Raw genomic sequence first — 15,213 nt, forward strand, 5'->3', positions numbered from 1 at the left:
GCGGGCTGCACGTCCGCGGGCGGCCGGAGATCAGGCGGTCACCGTGACGGTGATCGACTTGCTGGCGGTGTCCGCCGTTGGGGTGGCCGAGTCGGTGACCGTGAAGGTGATGCTCGGCGTGCCCGCCGCGGTCGGCGTGCCGGAGAGGACACCAGCAGTGGAGAGCGCCAGGCCGGTGGGCAGGGTGCCCGTCTTGGTCCACGTCTTCGCTCCGGTGCCACCGGTCGCGGTCAGCGTCTGCGAGTACGGAGTGCCGATGACACCCGCCGGAAGGGACGTCGTGGTGATGACGAGGTCATCCACGGGCGCCGTGGCCGCGGTCTCGACGCGGATGAACACGTCGCCGTTCGCGTCGTTGGCGTGGTGGCAGGTCATCTCGTACGACTCCTGCCCGGCCTCGGTCTTGCCGCTGTGCGAGGACAGCTCGAAGAGCGCGGGGCGCGGCGTGACGAGAATGTCAACGTAGCCCTCGTCCTCGAACCGGTACAGCACGAAGAACCGCGTGCCCTTCGGCGCGCCGATGCGGTTCCCTGCCGAGCCGGGCAGTACGAACTTGCGCGTGACCGCGTTGTCTTCGAACGCGGTGAACCCGGTCGTGACCGAGCCGCGGCGCGCCTTGGACCGGTACCGCGGGTGCCCGAACCCGTCGAAGTGGACGATCTCGAGCTCAGGCGTGATCGGCACACCGGCGTCGGCGTCCTGCAGGCCGACGAAGAGCCACTTCGGGTCGATCGTGGCGTTGACGGAGGCCGGGACGTAGGGCGCGATGTCGCCGTTCGGGACATCGGCCACGGGGATGACGTAGGTCTCGGCCCCGTCCCAGATCCGCGTGGCGTCAGCATTGACTGTAGCCATGAAAATGCACCCCTCTCACAGGGTTTGGGGTCACGATGTGACCGCTCAGAAGTTGGTTGTTCGGACGGTGGCGTTGACGGTGAAGCTCGCCATGACGCCGCCGTTCTTCGGGTCTCTCGCGTCGATCAGCGCCGACCCGGGAGAGACCTTCACGCCGGGCACTCGCAGCGCGAGCAGCCAGCCCATACACATGCCCGCGAGGTCCCGCGCCCGCGTGCGGCCGTCGGCCCACACAGTGACGCGGATCTGCGGCTTCGTCGCCACCGGCCATATCTGCGGCCCGCCGTCGTCGAACACGACCACCGCGGGCCGACTCGTCGGCGTCCAGTCCGGCGGCAGACTGAGACCGACCGCCGCGCCGGGCGCTGGCAGCGTGGCGATGCGCCCGATCAGAAAGTCCTTGATCGGTACCGTTGCGTCCCTTGGCTTCCGGAGCGCCTTCACTTCGACGTCACCGTGAGCCCGACCGCGGCCGCAGCCTTCGACAGCGCGCCGTCGCTGGCCTGCATCGCGGCGCCGTGCTGATCCGCGATGACCACCGCGGCGGCGCCTCGGTCGGTCGTGTACGGATCGACCCGGACCAGGACATCCGGGCCAACCTGAGTCCGGACCGCGGCGCCGACCTGCTCGGCGACTCCGGTCGCCATGCTGGTGACCTCGTCCGACTTGAGGATCTTGCCGACCCCCGCGCGGTTGAGGCGAAATGGCTTCGCCATGGCTACCCCCTTCCGAGGGATGCGAGTGCGACCAGACCGCCTCGGCGGGTCCTTGGTGATCGCCAGTCGACGACGCGCACCGCGAATCGGTCACCACGAACGATGAGCTCGTCGCCGTTCGTGATGTCCGCGCCGCGGCGCAGGTAGATCGTGAACTCGATCCGTTCGCCGTCACGGCCGAACTCGGCCAGCTCTTCCGATAGGCCCGGCTCGATGCCGAGTGCGCGGATCGGCAATGACGATTCGGTCGACGGCACCGGGTCTAGGTTCGAGTCCCAGCCGCCGGGTGTTGTGCGGATCCGCGTCACCTTCTCGGCGGCCATCACGCGCCCCAGCCGAGCCGGTAGCGATTGAGGATCGCGAGTTGATGCGGCTGCAGCTGCGCGACGGAGAACTCGAACGGGCCGACCTTCTCGGCCGACCCGGCTGCGCCGTCGTCGATCTGCGCGGTCGCGGCGGCGAGGATGAGCCGGATCAGCTCGGCCGGTGCCTTGGCGTAGCCGTGCGTCAGCGTGACCTCGATGCTGCGCCAGCGGTCAGTCCAGCCAGACCGCTTCCGCAGCATGCCCTTCGCTGACCACTCGAACGCGCCCGCCGCGAGCTCGACTCCGTTCTCGACGACCTTGTCGAGTTCGGCGACCTGCATCGTCGGCAGCAGCAGCAGCGAGAGACCCGGCCCGTCGAGGGTCAGGGCCTCGGTTCGCTGCGGCGCGATGTGCCATCCGCAGTAGCCGCGGACCTCCGAGATTGCCGCCGCGAGGCTGAGCTCGTCGATTCCGTCCTCAGCCTGGAACGCGGCCAGCTCCTCGGGGGTGACGATCTCAGGCTCGGGCGGCGCGGTCACTCCGGTGCCGCCTTGTTCGCGGGCGTCTTGGCCTTGTTCGCGGCCGCGGCAGCCTTCTCTGTGTCGGCCTGCTCGGCTGCCGCCTTCGCTGCTTCAGCCTCGGCCGCCGCCGCTCGCTCGGCCTCGGCCTGCTCGGCTGCTGCTGCCTCGCGAGCTTCGACCGTGTCCGCTTCGGTGAGCCCGCGCCGCTCCGCGTCCTCGTCGCTGAGCTGGATGGTGGTCGCGTGGCCGTGGATCTCGGTTGCGTAGATCTTCAGCATTGGTGATCTCCTCCGTGAACGACCGCGACCCGGTGCGCGGTGCACCGGGTCGCGGTCAATCGGTCAGCTCGGGTCAGGCGGTGACGTCGACCTTGACGAACGCGGTCGGGCGGGTGACGGCGAAGGCGAGCCGCTCCTCGGCGAGGATCGCGACCATGTTGCGGATGAAGAAATCCGCGTGCGAGTCGGTCACGGTCACCGAGGTCTGCTCCCGATCCCAGATGACCGCCTTCGAGAAGTCGCCGAGCAGCACCTCGCCCGCGGCCTGGGTCTCGGACTCGACGACAGGCAGGCTCCACACGGAGCGCTGTCCGAGGGTCTGCGGCCCGCCGTAGCGGTAGGCGCCGTTCAGGTCCTTCGCGAGGTCGATCGCCTCGGCGTCGAGGGGGTTCACCACGATCGCGGTCGGGTTCACACGGCCCACGGTGCGGGCCTTGGTGATGCCCTTGCGGATCGACTCGAACAGGTCGGTCGAGAACGCCTGGGTCTGCACGCCGGACCACTGGTTGATGCCGGTGAAGTTCTCGCCGGTGCCGTTGCCGTTGAGGATCTGCGCCTCCTCGGCCTCGGCGATGTCGAGGCGCAGCTCGTCGTTGATCAGGCCCTCGAGCGCGGCGACGTCGGCGAGGGCGCGCTTGGTCGCGGGCACCCACTCGGCGATCGTCTTGACGTTGGCGACCTTGCGCTCGTACGCCCACGAGCCCTCGGGCTTGTAGCCGCCGTTCGCGTTCAGCACCAGGGCGCCCGCGGAGCCGGGGGCGGTCGGCGCGGCCGAGCTGGTGGCCTCGGCGACCACCGCGGCGGCGTTGGTGTGCGACGTCTGCGCCACGTACTCGACGGCGTCGGAGCCGGTGCGGCGCACCGAGACGAGATCGCGGATCGTCAGCGGCTTGCGGCCGAGCGACTCCACGATGCCGGACTGCTCGTTGACGACGAACGCGCCCGCGCTGGTGTCGGTGCCGCCGACGAACAGGCCCTTCACGTCGATCGGCGCGGAGTGGACGCGCGACCCCTCAGGGATCCGACCGTCCTTGAACGGCGCCATCGCGTTCTTGAACGCGAGCGAGTCGACGACCTGCAGGCCGAGGGACTTCACGCGCTCGCGGACCGGCTGATTGCCCTGCGCGTCGAGGTCGGCGGCGGCGGGGGTGCCGATCTCGGCGGCGAGGCCCTTTGCCTCGTCGAGGATCTCGAGGTCCCGCTTGCCGACCTTGATCTGCTCGAGCAGGTCGCGGGCCTTCTGCATCTCGGCGTTGTAGTCGGTGAGCACCTGCTCGGCCCACTCGCTCGGGCTGCCGTCCTGCTTCTCGGCGATCGTGCGAGCGTTGTCGGTGGCCTTCAGTGCAGCGGTCTGCAGGTCGGCCAGCTTCGTCTTCGTCATCATGGTGATGAGTTCCTTTCTCGGAGGGGTGGTTTACGCGCTCAGCTCGATCTCGAGGGCGAGCGCATCCAGCACTGCCGAGGGATCGACGGACGGATTGAGGCTGGCCTCGTCGGCGGCAGGATCAGTGCCGCCCTTCCGAGACGGACCCGTACCGCTGGCCTTCTCCTCGTCGCTGTCGAGGACGGACAGCACGCGACCGAGCGCTTCATGCGCGGTGCGGAGCTCGCCCTCGTTCTTGGCCGAGATCACTCGGCCGGCCTTTAGGTCAGTGGCGACTCGTTCCGCCACGCTGGGAATCGACTTCACGTCGAGGATCGAGGTCTCCTGATTGGCGCCGATCGGCACCACGGACACTTCGTACAGCTTGAGCTCGCGGAGTGCGTAGAACTCCTCGGACTCTTCGCTGTCGTCCTTCTTGCGCTTCTCGTACCCGCCAGCAATGACGTCGTACGCGAAGGACATTTGGTTGACCCGCCGACCCTTGAGGAGCCGGTAGACCTGGGCGGCCTTCGGGGCCTCGAGGTCGAGGCGGACGTGGACCTTGAGCCCGATCTCGTCCTCCTCGGCCGCGAGCACCTCGCCGATGTTGTAGTCGGGGTCGCTCATGTTGTGGCCGAACAGTGCGGGAATCGGGTCACCCTTCGCCGCCCAGCGCTCGAGGTCGGCGGCGAAGGCGCCCGGCATGACGACGTCGCCGTAGCTGTCGACGTTGCCGAACACGCTGGCGTAGCCGATGAACTCGCCCTCGGCGAGCCCGTCATCCGGGCCAGCCTTGATGTTGGCGAAGGCGTTCTTGGTGAGCATCAGCCCTCCTCGGGAGCGGGGTCGTCTCCCGGTGCGGCCGGGATCGGTTTGTCGTCACCGTTTTGCGTGACGTTCAGGGGCCGGACGAGGACGTCGCCGCCGTCGATCGGCGGTCGGTTGTCCATGGCCCGGATTTCGTTGACCGTCAGCCACGGCGCGCCAGCGGCCCGGAACATCGAGTCGGACCGGGTCTCGAACGAGCCGGTCAGCTTCTCTGCGAGGTTGAACTCGACGTACACGCGACCGCTGTCCGGCAGGTCCGGGATCAGCTGCAGCGCGAGCTCGTCGGCGATCATCGTCAGCCAGGGGCCGAGCGTGTCCTGATAGAGCATCTTGTGTTGCTCGGTGATGTTCGAGAACGTCGCATTGTCGAGTAGGCCGACCATGGGCGGCGGGATGAAGTACGCCGCCGCGACCTCCTCGCGAGTGAGCTTGCGCGCCTCGACGTACTGCAGCTGCTCCGATGTCTGCGAGACGGGATTGAACGTCATCCCGTCTTCGAGGATCGGCGTCCCACCGGCCGCCGGGCCGTCGCCGGTGTACTGCGCCCTCCACGACTCACGGAACCGATCGCGGGTCTCGGACTCCCACCGCGGGGCGCCCGTCGGCCGCTGCAGGTATCCGGAGAGCCGGGCGCCGTTGCGCAGCGTCTGCTCGCGGGAGCGGCTCGAATGCCACTCCTCGGCGAGGATCTGACGAAGGGCCTCGATCGGCGACGTGCCGAAGTCGTCGTTCGGCGCGTACCCGCGGAAGTAGATGAGCTGGTCGGCGGACATCTCTCGAGTGCCCTTGCTGCCCTTGACCTCGAACGTCTGCGGGGTCAGCCAGTCGTCGCCCTTCGGTGTGACCGCCGACGGCGGCAGCCGGATCAGGCCGAGGCCTCCGTCGGACGTCTTGACCTTCTGCCAGAACGCCCGGTCGTAGATCCCGAGATCGTGCACGAGACCGCTCATCAGCCGGTATCTCGTGGTCCACATGTTCGGCTTGCCGATGAGCAGCGGAAGGGGGTGATCAGTGAGCCGCTTGCGATCCGTGTCACCCTCGCGGCGGAATGAGTGGAGCCCGAGTTGCGCGATGTTCCGGGCCAGGAATGTGACCGCGGTGCGCACCGCTGGCTGCTTGCGCCAGATCTCCTCGTACGCCATCGACAGCGAGTCGGAGATCTGCAGCCGCGGCATGCCGGGCAGGTCGGGGCGCGAGAGGCCGCGAACGGCGCCCTCGGAGACGACGAAGCTCATCGGTCACCCCCGATTGCCTGGACGTAGTCGACGTTTGCCCGCTCGATCCAGATCTCGCCGTCGGCGGGCGTCGGCGCGCTCGCGTCGCGGTCGTGCACCATGGCATCGGCGACGACGACCCAGCGGCCGGAGCCGCGGATGATCACGCCCGAGACTGCGTTGCCCGTCTTCAGCGAGACCAGCGCGCGGCGCCGGATACGCAGTCGGCGGCCGTAGAGCACCGCGCCACTGGCCGTGGCCACGAGGGCGAGAACGGCGACAGAAATCGCGACAGCGATCATGGGATCCCCTCCGTCAGACGACCATCAGGTCGTGGTCGTCGTATGCGCTTTCGGTCTGGCCTTCGCCGCCGGTGGCGCGGCCGAGCGCGTTGATCAGTGCAGCGACGCCGTCGATCTTGTCGGCGGCGTTCGCCTTGTCCGGCTTCACGTTCTCGGCCGCGTCCATCGCGACCGCGAGGTTGTCGACCATCCACCGCAGCACCGGGTGACCGCCGTGCCGCAGCATCGGTTTCTCCTCGGTGCCGAGCAGCACGAGCCGCTGCAGCTCTTTCGTCGGAGCCGACAGCGACGCGAACCCCTGGCCCATTTGGACCATTGGGATTTCCTCGGCGACGAGGTTGTTCACGAGCTGCGAGGCGTTCCAGCGGTCGTAGGCGACTTCCTGGACGGCGAACCTCTTCGCGTCTGCCTTCACGACGGATTCGATGTAGTCGTAGTCCATGACGTTGCCGGGCGTCGCGGTCAGGAATCCCTTCCGCACCCAAACGCTGGCCTCGCCCGCGGTCCGCTTGTCGAGCGCCTCGACGTTTTCCTCCGGCGTCCATAGCCGCCATAGCGCGTCATACCCGCCGCGCTCGGCGTCAGGGAACAGCCAGCACAGTGCCGTGATGTCCGAGACCGACGCGAGGTCGAGGCCGCCGAAGCATGCCCGACCCTCGAGCCGCGCCTCGTCGATCATCGACGCGTTGCGATCCCACGCGGTGAGGTCGATGTACTTCTCAGACTGCTTCGTCCGCTGGCCCAGGTGCAGGCGCAGGTACGAGGCGAGATCCGCGGGGGAGTTCCGCGCCTTCGTGGCCGCGTCGCGCAGGTATGAGCGCGTCGGTGAGACGCCGTAGCCCGGGTTCGCCGCGCGCTGCGCCTCTTCGCTGAATGGGTCCATGTCGGCCGGGGCGGCGAACACGACGCCGTAGGTCGAAGGATCGGCCAGCGCGCCGCGCGCCAGCTGCTCGACCATCGTGCGTTTGCGGTCATACGGCGTGTGCCGCTTTCCGGCGTCGGCCGTGGTGATGAACACGAGCAGCGGCTGAGACCGCGAGCCGGTGCCGGTCTCGATCGCCTCGACGAGGTCGTAGGTCTTGTGCAGGTGCAGCTCGTCGACGATCCCGCCATGCAGGTCGGCACCGTGCTGCGCGTCGCCCGCGGACGCGACGGCCTGGAAGTAGCTGCCGGACTTCGGGTGCACGATCTTCGACGCGAGCGTCTTCACGTACGGCCGAAGCGCGGGCGACTTCTCGCAAATGAGCTTGATCGGATCGAAGACGAACCCGGCCTGTTCCTTCCGCGTCGCCGCGGCGATCACTTGTGCGCCGGCCTCTCCGTCGGCGCAGGTGAGGTACACGCCGATGCCACCGGCGAGCGTGCTCTTGCCGTTCTTGCGCGGCAGGTCAACGTACGCGGTGCGGATGATCCGCACGTACGCCTGCACGTCCTCGTCGAACCGGACCCACCCGAACACCGGCGCGAGGATGTACGCGATCTGCCACGGATCCGGATTCAGCGGCTGGCCTGCGAGACGGCCCTTCGTGTGCCGCAGCAGCTTGAACACCTTGAGCACCGCGTCAACTCGGCTCGGGTCGAACCGGGCGCCGGGCTCTTCGCGCGGCTCGGGCGTCTTGATCAGCGGCGGGCAGTCTGGCAGCGGGATCCCGCGCGTCGCGAGGTAGTAGCCGACCTCGGGCGAGATCTTCAGCCGCTCGAGTTCCTCGGCGTCGTACAGCTCGAGCTCAGGCGAACGGGTTGCCTTCGTCATCGGGTGTCCCCTCGACGGCGCCGAACGCCGCCGACAGCTTGCCCTCGGAGGATGGCGTCAGGCCGAACTCGGACGCCCACGCGCGGAGCTGCTGAGATGCGCGCTCGGCGACCGCCATCGCGGGATTCTTTGTCTTCCATATCGACTCGGTCCCGTCCTTCCGAATCGAGCGGTTCTCGACGACGATCCCGTCGCGCCGGACCTGCCGGATCGCGTCGACGTAGGTCGCCCAGGTCTCGCAGTACGCGGTCAGCGAGCCGCGGTCCTCTTCCTTCGTCAGGTCGAGCCGAGACAGGCCGGGGACGATGCGCTTCCACTCGGCCTTCGCTTCGCGCGAGAGCCAGGTCGGCGGCTTCGGCGGGATGCGGCGGAAGTCCGGCGGCGGCGTGACGACGCGGCCGCCGGAGTCGCGGCCCTCGGAGCGCCCGCCGAGCAGCTTGAGTGCGGGCGGAGCCGCAGCGGGACCGGGCATGATGACCCCCCTTCGTGGGGATACCCCCCATGAGCGCGAACCTGAGCGCGAAAAAGTCGAGTTACCGCGCCGGGCTTCGCCCCTCATGCTGCAGAGATTTCGACCCCCTACCCCCTAGAACGGGGCGGGATCGTCGCGGCGGCGCGCGGCCTGCGCCTCGGCCTGCGTCTTGGCGTCGTGGTGGGCCTTGCAGAGGCTCTGCAGGTTGGCCGGGTCGTACTTCTCGCCGCCAGCCGCGAGGTTGACGATGTGGTCAGCGGTCACGGCGAGGCGCCGGCACCCGGGCCACTGGCAGAACGGGTGCGCGGCGAGCTGCTCGGCGCGCATGCGCTGCTGGCGCCGGCTCGTGCCGCTCGTGCCGTAGCTCGAGCCTTGCCAGGCCGGACGGCACCGCGGGCATCCTCGCGGGTTGCTGTGCGCGCGCATGCACTTCGGGCAGGCACGGGGCGGTGCGGTCGGCATCAGTGCGACAAGCCGAGGAACATCCGGATGATCGTGACGAACAGCCAAGCGACGCCGATCATCGGACGCGCCGATCTCGCGCGGTGATCTGGTCGAGGATGTAGTCGATCTGCTCGGTCAACACGATCACGTTGGCTTGCGCCCGGTGGCGCTGCAAGTGGAGGTCTTCGAGCTGCTCCTCGGGGGTCATCATCCGAAACCACCTCCGAGCCGGTGAACCTGGACGCTAACTAGGTCGGCGTGCTAATCGTCGGAGTCTGTCCGCCGACACTCCCACGCATGTTGATGAGCTTCTCGCTCTTCTTCATACCGCGCCCCTTGCGAGTCCTCAGGTTGCCCTTTATCTCGGTGAAAAATTCGTCGTAGGCATCCCGTAAGTCCTTGTACACCTGACTGTTCCACCGCTTGTCATCCAACGGTTCGACCATGAACGCGAATGCTGCATAGCTGAGGTTAGAGGCGCGGTCGTAGAGCATTCTTGGTGCAACTATGCGCAGGTGTCGTAGATGGTCTTCCGCCTGCTTCATGGCTTCAGCCCCGTCGAAGGTGGTACGTCGAACCGCTTCGAGGTCGTTCGGGTGATACCGCGAGTGCGGCGCCATCAACTCCATGACATCAAGGAACTTTAGTGACACTTGCAGCGTCTGATCTTCCCAACGGCGATGGTGCTCCCGACGGCCCTTGCGCCACTCGATGATCGACTGAACCGAGACAGTTATCAGACCGCCAGCCAAAGTGGCTATCCCGGCAATGATGGCCGTTCCCCACCAGGGGCCTGCAGCAACAGTTGCGACTTGAGCGACTTGAGCGAGAATCACCGCCCGGATGTTAACAAGTACACAGCTCCGAAACGGGCGTGAGCATGAAGATCGATGATGGAATCAGGAAGTAGACACACTGGCTCCCACTGCAGAACAGTGTTGCATGCAGGTCAGGACGTTTTCAAGTCAGGCGGATCTTCTGGCGAGTTGGGCATGATGTCTCTGTGATTCATGCAGAAGCAGCCGCCGCGGCTACCCAATTCTCATGGCCGACAATTGCCGCCCCGATCGCCGTCGTCATTGCTGCAGGCATCGCCGGACTGGTGGCAACTCGAAATGGCCGCAAGTCGCCCCACGAGAACCTAAAGATGCTGGTCGACATCCGGGCGGAACTGGATTCGAGCACCGCCGACGGCGAGCCCTCACTGGATGCCGAGCGCGTAGTCGATAGCTCGATTCGGACGGAGCTGGCGAAGCTGAAGAAGCTCAACACCGCACACGGTCGAGGGCGATTCGCGTACTTTCGCGAGTGGTTGTCGCAGGCCAGCCCTGGCGACATTGGGTATGTGGCTCTCCAGGCCTTCTTTGCCCTGGTGGGCGTACTGACCGTTGTGAATCTGTTCCATCCGTTCTGACACTCACCCCGCACGAAGTCCTCGCACATCGCTGAGCCGGAACAACGGCGGGTCGGACCGCCGAACCCAGAACTCCGACTCACTCCCATCCACCTGCCGCCACGCCCGAGGTCGTAGCTGCCCGCGACTGAGCCATGAGCGCATCGTCCCGGCCGGCACCGGCTCGCCGAGCTCGCGCAGCACGCGCTCGAGCTCGGCGATGGTGAAGAGCCGGTTCTCGATGGCGCCGAGCGCATCCCGCGTCAGCGTCCGCACGTCATGGCTCGCGCCGCATAAGTGGCACGTGAGGTACCCGTCGCCATCTTCGACGTATAGGTCGGCGCCGCACAGGCCGCGCGTGCTGTCGGGCTGGGCGACGATCGCACTGCACTGCCCGCGGTAGGCAAGCTCAGGCCGTCGGTCGACGACGCGGCGCGCGGAGGCGAGCGCGTCGGCAATCTCGTCGTGCATGGCGCGGGCATCCGGGACGGCACGCAAGTCGCCTCCGCAGCACGCGAGCCAGAGGGCCGCCAACTCGACGTCGTACGCGCCCTCGGTCGCCAGGGCGGCCCGGTCGAACCTGCCGTCGCGACGGTTGTGCACGAGCTGCCGCAGGCCGCGGCTGTCGAGCGCGGCGTCGAGGTCGTCGGCCTGGCCGGTGTGGTCGGCGGCGAGGCGGGCCCAGGTGCCGACGATGAGCGTCAGGTGGTTGAGGGATCGCTGCGTCGGCAGCCCGTCGAACCGGTCGAGGCGCACAGGCAGCGCGGTCTCGGAGCTCTTGCCGCCGACCCGCCCGCGGCTCATGCGGTCGAGGCGGGCCCGGGTGACGGTCAGGTCCGCAACGAGACCCGGCACGGTGAGCAGCTCTCGATGGAGCGCGTCGGCGCACAGCGTGCACAGCTCGTAGCCGTCGGCGACGACGCGGCCGCAGTTGTGGCAGTCGATCGCGCTCATCGGCGCACCCCCGCAGGCCAATTCACGCGCGGTTCGATGTGGTGCGGCAGCTCGGGCTCGTACCACCCGAGCCGCTGCGCGCCGATTGTGGCGAGCGCGAGCGCGTCGGATTTGTTGTCGTTGTCGCCGATCGCGGCGTGCGGCCAGAGCGCCTGCATCGACTCGAGCACCGCGGTCTTCGATGCGTGCCCGTCACCAGTGGCCCAGAGCTTGACCGTGGTCACGCTGACGTCGACGACCGGGATTCGGCGCTTCGCGAGGTACTCAACGACGCGGTGCACCAGCGCGGCCCGCTCCTGGAACAGCTTCGTGTGCTTCGGCGGCATGAGCGGCAGTGCCTCGATCATCACGAGGCAGACCGTCGCGGGCATGGCCCGCAGGATGTTCTCAGCCTGGCGCCCGACGCGGATGCTGCGCTCGGCCAGAGTGTCGCCGTTCTGGCCGCTGGTGCCCACGGTGACGAGCCGGGGGCGGTTCGGGGTATCCGCGTGCTGGGGTTGCTTGATCACGGCGATCCCAGCGGCCGTGAGGCTCGGATCGAGTCCGACGATGGTGCTCACTAGTCGACTCCTTCGGTCGCGTTCTGGGTACTCGACTGCGCCAGCGCGGCCCGGACGAGCGCGCTCCCCCGGCGGTTGCGCTCAGCGACGTCCGGGTCGTGGTCGCAGACAGTGGTTCCGGCGTAACCCTCGTCGTCGCACAGCGCGCATGCGGCAATCGCCTGCTTGGCCGCCTCGACGCGCTTCTCGCGTTCGGCGCGCTGGACCTCGATGCGGCGGCGGGACTCGGTGAGGTCCCACGCCTCTCGCGCCTGCCGGGCGGCGCCGCAGGCGCGGCACGGGGCGTCGGTGCCCTGGGGGTGCTTCGGGCAGTGGGGGGTGGGTGGTTGCGCCTCGCGCGTGTGCGTGTGTACGCGCGCGCGACCCCCCAACTCTTCATCTGCAGTACGTAAGAGAACCTCTTCCCCTTCCCCTACCCCGCGGGGTTCGCGAGGGGTTCGCGAAGGGTTCAAGGGTTCGGGAAGGGTTTCCGAAGGGTTCGGGAACGGTTCGGAAACCCTTCCCGAAGGGTCGGGTTCGATCATGTCCGCGACGGCGTCCGCGTCCTTCCGGCGGAGCTTCCTGAGCTCTGCCGCGAGCACCTGGCGCAGCAGCGGAGAGTCGATCAACTCGGCGCACTTGAGCGCGTTCTTGAGCACGTTCGGCTGCTTCTCGATGCCGTCGCCGCGGATGAACGATCGGATCAGCAGCTCGTCAGAATCGGTGTCGAAGTAGATGAACCGGGCAGCCTGCAGCTCGGCGAGATCGGCCCAGACGTCCGCCTCGGTGAGGCCCTCGCAGTAGCGAGCCCACCGCGAGGGCATCAGCGGCAGGACGCCCGCGTTGTTGACGTCCTTCTGCCCGAACAGGACCATGTACGTGCGCTGAGCGCCCGGCGACAGCGCCCGGAACTCGCGATTGTTGAACAGACCGAACTGAATCCGGCCGTGACTACGCGCCATCGTGTGCCTCCTTCCTTCGGTTTGGTTCGCGGGCCTGCGCCTGCAGGCAGTCGCAGCACACGCGGCCGTGCGCGTTGATCGGGCGGCCGCAGCGGATGCAGGTCGGGAGCGGCATCAGGACACCACCTCGGTGAACGGGCCGTATGGCGCCGACGGCCCGGCGACGGGCCTTCCCTGGTCGGACCCATCCATCCATGCCCAGCCGCCGGGCTGCTCGTCGCTTCGGTCACACGCGGACCCGAACCGATCCCTGACCTGGATCACACCACCAGGCACCAGGTCGAGGCTGGGCCAGTCACGGCCCCAACGGCGACACAGGCGGCCACCGGTCGTCAGCGCCTCGTGCGCACAGTTGTGCCCGGCGGGGAGCGTGCACGCCCACGGGCGAGCCGGGTCGTCGGTAGAGTTCGCGCCGCAGGTTCCCGGCGGGTGCGGCTCGTCGAGTGCGATGCTCACCCGGTACCCGTCGGCGCCGAGCTGCTCATTCAATCGGCCCCCGATCGCCGCGATCATCGACCGCACTGGGCCGACGGCGATGCCGAGGGGGACGATGGACCACGGCGAATCGTCGCCAGGGAAGATGTCGACCGGGCGAACCAGGCGGGTTGCCTCCCAGACCTTCTCGGCGGCCAGCCATTTGGCGATCGGCTGTACGTGCTCGAGAACCGCGTGAAGGCCATCCCGCGTCGCGGTCGCCGGGTCCATCTCGTGGCCGGCTACCTCATTGCGGTACACGGCGAACAGTTCATCGACGAGGGCGCCCCGGGCCTGGACGGCATCGACTTCGTCAGCCAGCCGCTCGCACCAGGTCACAATCTCGACGCGGCGGCCCAATTCCCGTGATCCATGCGTCCGAAGCACCTTCGCGGCGGTGCGGTACTCATCAGCGGTGATCTCGATGGTCTCGCTCATCGGACGCTCCTCATGATGTTGTCGGCCAGCTGGTCGAGGTAGGTCAGGTGCGACCCGGGCGCGCGCCGTACGCCGTAGCCGGTGTGGTCGCCGCGGAACAGGTACCCCTCGGCGTCACGCACGGCCTGGGCCGCGCGCCGGAACGGGGCGAGCGGGTCCTGCCAGACGAACCCGCCAGAGGGCTGCCAGCGTGTGCGCCGAGCGCGGTCGAGCAGGTCCATGCCCCACGCGCCGGGGTCGACGAGCGAGAACGCCGCGGTCTGGTCTGCGAAGGTGCGCAGCGGCGAGTCGGGCGGACAGCAGCAGATGACGTCAGCCGGGTCGGCGACCTGCCAGACCGGGAACCGCGCGAGGACAGGCCGCGCACCGGCGACGCCCATGCTGTCGGCCGGGCCGCCGTTGAGCGGTGAGCGGAACGGATCGGAGACGAGGCCCACGCCGCGGACGTCGAGACCCGGGTGCAGGCCGCGCCCGATCTCGGCACCGACGTGGCCGGCCAGTGCCGCCCCACCGGAGTAGCCGAGCAGCACAACCGGGTACGGGTCGTCGTTGATCATATTGAGCAGCAGCGCCTTACCGCGCGAGAGCGATGCCTCGAACGCGGCGCCGCCGGGGCGGGGTGCCGGGCCATACTCGGCGAGCCAGGGCACCTCACGCGCCCGGAACCGGGCGGGGTCGAGCCGCCGCGTGACGCCCGAGAGCATGGTGTTCTGCAGTGGCTCGCCGATGCCGCGGCAGCAGAGGACGGTGATCATCGGGCCTCGCTCTTCAGCACTCGATAGAGGTCGCGGGCGCAGCGGGTGCGCACCTTGTGTCCGGTTCGGGTCCATTCGTCAGCCAGCTCGACCGCGCGGGCGAGTTTCGACTTGAGCGCCTGCAGTTCCTTGAGCGGGTCGGGTCCGTTCACGATCGGGCCTCCATTCGGGATGCGTGCTTTTCGAGGGCCTCGACGACCCAGCTGGTGAACACGAAGTTCGCGAACGCCACCCCCGCGCTGGCCGTAGCCAGCGCGGGGGCGAGCGTTGCGATTGCCGAGCGACTCACTCGTCGCCAGCGGAAAAGGTCGGGCCCTGGAACGCCTCGGCCCCGCCGATGATGTCGCCGATCGATTCGGGCTCGTCGTCGACCGAGCTGCCGCCGTCCGAGCCGAACAGGCTCGGCTCCTCCTCCGGCTCGTCGTCGATCGTGTGGTCGACACCGGACAGCACGCGGACGACCTTCATGTTCACGGACTTTCGCGTGCCCTCGTTCGCCATCGCGCGCTCGTTGTGCGACTGGCAGGTCGCGAGGATGGTGTACGTGCGCTGCTCGCCGATCGCGGGCACGTCCTCGAAGTCCTCGGCGGACAGGCCGGAGAACTGCAGGCGAGCGGAGTCGATCATGGGCTGGGTCACGTTGAATC

At 68.2% G+C, this 15,213-nt stretch carries 24 protein-coding genes; 1 reads left to right on the forward strand and 23 read right to left on the reverse strand.

What is annotated here, in order from left to right; genetic code table 11:
* Nucleotides 1-30 precede the first annotated feature (30 nt).
* The 15 genes from BR31_RS28085 to BR31_RS31460 form a co-directional block, all read right to left on the reverse strand.
* Nucleotides 31-855, reverse strand: coding sequence for an Ig domain-containing protein (locus tag BR31_RS28085; RefSeq protein ID WP_051637264.1), 825 nt, complete (start codon nucleotides 853-855; stop codon nucleotides 31-33).
* Nucleotides 856-900: 45 nt separating this feature from the next.
* The gene (locus tag BR31_RS0109810; RefSeq protein ID WP_027500808.1) at nucleotides 901-1,299 is read right to left on the reverse strand and encodes a hypothetical protein; all 399 of its coding nucleotides are present in this window, start codon (nucleotides 1,297-1,299) and stop codon (nucleotides 901-903) included.
* Entirely contained in the window at nucleotides 1,296-1,571 is a 276-nt protein-coding gene (locus BR31_RS0109815) for a hypothetical protein (RefSeq protein WP_027500809.1), read from the reverse strand. Before BR31_RS0109815 ends, BR31_RS0109810 begins: the two co-directional genes overlap by 4 nt.
* 2 nt (nucleotides 1,572-1,573) lie before the next feature.
* Entirely contained in the window at nucleotides 1,574-1,894 is a 321-nt protein-coding gene (locus BR31_RS0109820; protein WP_027500810.1) for a hypothetical protein, read from the reverse strand.
* Nucleotides 1,894-2,415 carry a hypothetical protein gene (locus BR31_RS30555; RefSeq protein ID WP_051637265.1) on the reverse strand — a complete coding sequence of 174 codons (522 nt, stop codon included), beginning with the start codon at nucleotides 2,413-2,415 and terminating at the stop codon, nucleotides 1,894-1,896. Before BR31_RS30555 ends, BR31_RS0109820 begins: the two co-directional genes overlap by 1 nt.
* Nucleotides 2,412-2,675: a hypothetical protein gene (locus tag BR31_RS0109830; protein ID WP_027500811.1), complete on the reverse strand. Its 264-nt coding sequence runs from the start codon at nucleotides 2,673-2,675 to the stop codon at nucleotides 2,412-2,414. Before BR31_RS0109830 ends, BR31_RS30555 begins: the two co-directional genes overlap by 4 nt.
* Nucleotides 2,676-2,748: 73 nt before the next feature.
* Nucleotides 2,749-4,059, reverse strand: a complete 1,311-nt coding sequence (locus tag BR31_RS0109835; RefSeq protein ID WP_027500812.1) for a phage major capsid protein — start codon at nucleotides 4,057-4,059, stop codon at nucleotides 2,749-2,751.
* A gap of 30 nt (nucleotides 4,060-4,089) precedes the next feature.
* Nucleotides 4,090-4,863 carry an HK97 family phage prohead protease gene (locus tag BR31_RS0109840; protein WP_027500813.1) on the reverse strand — a complete coding sequence of 258 codons (774 nt, stop codon included), beginning with the start codon at nucleotides 4,861-4,863 and terminating at the stop codon, nucleotides 4,090-4,092.
* Entirely contained in the window at nucleotides 4,863-6,101 is a 1,239-nt protein-coding gene (locus BR31_RS0109845) for a phage portal protein (protein ID WP_027500814.1), read from the reverse strand. Before BR31_RS0109845 ends, BR31_RS0109840 begins: the two co-directional genes overlap by 1 nt.
* Nucleotides 6,098-6,382 carry a hypothetical protein gene (locus BR31_RS0109850; RefSeq protein ID WP_051637266.1) on the reverse strand — a complete coding sequence of 95 codons (285 nt, stop codon included), beginning with the start codon at nucleotides 6,380-6,382 and terminating at the stop codon, nucleotides 6,098-6,100. Before BR31_RS0109850 ends, BR31_RS0109845 begins: the two co-directional genes overlap by 4 nt.
* Nucleotides 6,383-6,395: 13 nt before the next feature.
* Nucleotides 6,396-8,135, reverse strand: coding sequence for a terminase large subunit (locus BR31_RS0109855; protein ID WP_051637267.1), 1,740 nt, complete (start codon nucleotides 8,133-8,135; stop codon nucleotides 6,396-6,398).
* Complete coding sequence (locus tag BR31_RS0109860) at nucleotides 8,110-8,607, reverse strand: phage terminase small subunit P27 family (protein ID WP_027500817.1); 498 nt, start codon at nucleotides 8,605-8,607, stop codon at nucleotides 8,110-8,112. The genes BR31_RS0109855 and BR31_RS0109860 overlap by 26 nt, the downstream gene beginning before the upstream one ends.
* A 114-nt stretch (nucleotides 8,608-8,721) precedes the next feature.
* A complete protein-coding gene (locus tag BR31_RS32535; RefSeq protein WP_027500818.1) occupies nucleotides 8,722-9,069 on the reverse strand; it encodes an HNH endonuclease signature motif containing protein in 348 nt (115 codons plus the stop codon).
* A 58-nt stretch (nucleotides 9,070-9,127) separates the two neighbouring features.
* Complete coding sequence (locus tag BR31_RS32400) at nucleotides 9,128-9,262, reverse strand: hypothetical protein (RefSeq protein ID WP_269321336.1); 135 nt, start codon at nucleotides 9,260-9,262, stop codon at nucleotides 9,128-9,130.
* Between the two features lie 37 nt (nucleotides 9,263-9,299).
* Entirely contained in the window at nucleotides 9,300-9,887 is a 588-nt protein-coding gene (locus BR31_RS31460) for a hypothetical protein (RefSeq protein WP_156042422.1), read from the reverse strand.
* 167 nt (nucleotides 9,888-10,054) lie between these two features.
* Between BR31_RS31460 and BR31_RS31465 the strand changes: the two genes are divergently transcribed.
* Nucleotides 10,055-10,465 (forward strand): hypothetical protein, encoded by a 411-nt coding sequence (locus tag BR31_RS31465; protein ID WP_156042423.1) that lies wholly within the window; start codon nucleotides 10,055-10,057, stop codon nucleotides 10,463-10,465.
* Nucleotides 10,466-10,468: 3 nt separating this feature from the next.
* Here the strand turns inward: BR31_RS31465 and BR31_RS0109885 are convergent, their stop codons facing one another.
* The 8 genes from BR31_RS0109885 to BR31_RS0109920 all read right to left on the reverse strand — a co-directional run bounded on the left by BR31_RS0109885 (nucleotide 10,469) and on the right by BR31_RS0109920 (nucleotide 15,205).
* The gene (locus BR31_RS0109885) at nucleotides 10,469-11,398 is read right to left on the reverse strand and encodes a hypothetical protein (protein WP_027500821.1); all 930 of its coding nucleotides are present in this window, start codon (nucleotides 11,396-11,398) and stop codon (nucleotides 10,469-10,471) included.
* A complete protein-coding gene (locus tag BR31_RS30560) occupies nucleotides 11,395-11,958 on the reverse strand; it encodes a crossover junction endodeoxyribonuclease RuvC (protein ID WP_027500822.1) in 564 nt (187 codons plus the stop codon). The genes BR31_RS0109885 and BR31_RS30560 overlap by 4 nt, the downstream gene beginning before the upstream one ends.
* The gene (locus BR31_RS28105) at nucleotides 11,958-12,899 is read right to left on the reverse strand and encodes a hypothetical protein (RefSeq protein WP_051637269.1); all 942 of its coding nucleotides are present in this window, start codon (nucleotides 12,897-12,899) and stop codon (nucleotides 11,958-11,960) included. Before BR31_RS28105 ends, BR31_RS30560 begins: the two co-directional genes overlap by 1 nt.
* 114 nt (nucleotides 12,900-13,013) lie before the next feature.
* Entirely contained in the window at nucleotides 13,014-13,811 is a 798-nt protein-coding gene (locus BR31_RS0109900; RefSeq protein ID WP_027500823.1) for a hypothetical protein, read from the reverse strand.
* Nucleotides 13,808-14,566, reverse strand: a complete 759-nt coding sequence (locus BR31_RS0109905) for a hypothetical protein (RefSeq protein WP_027500824.1) — start codon at nucleotides 14,564-14,566, stop codon at nucleotides 13,808-13,810. The genes BR31_RS0109900 and BR31_RS0109905 overlap by 4 nt, the downstream gene beginning before the upstream one ends.
* Entirely contained in the window at nucleotides 14,563-14,718 is a 156-nt protein-coding gene (locus tag BR31_RS31470) for a hypothetical protein (protein ID WP_156042424.1), read from the reverse strand. Before BR31_RS31470 ends, BR31_RS0109905 begins: the two co-directional genes overlap by 4 nt.
* Nucleotides 14,715-14,855 carry a hypothetical protein gene (locus tag BR31_RS31475; protein ID WP_156042425.1) on the reverse strand — a complete coding sequence of 47 codons (141 nt, stop codon included), beginning with the start codon at nucleotides 14,853-14,855 and terminating at the stop codon, nucleotides 14,715-14,717. Before BR31_RS31475 ends, BR31_RS31470 begins: the two co-directional genes overlap by 4 nt.
* Complete coding sequence (locus BR31_RS0109920; protein WP_156042426.1) at nucleotides 14,852-15,205, reverse strand: hypothetical protein; 354 nt, start codon at nucleotides 15,203-15,205, stop codon at nucleotides 14,852-14,854. The genes BR31_RS31475 and BR31_RS0109920 overlap by 4 nt, the downstream gene beginning before the upstream one ends.
* Nucleotides 15,206-15,213 lie beyond the last annotated feature (8 nt).

The sequence above is a fragment of the Rhodococcus sp. UNC363MFTsu5.1 genome (genome assembly GCF_000686785.1).
In the GTDB taxonomy this organism is placed as follows: domain Bacteria; phylum Actinomycetota; class Actinomycetes; order Mycobacteriales; family Mycobacteriaceae; genus Rhodococcus_G; species Rhodococcus_G maanshanensis.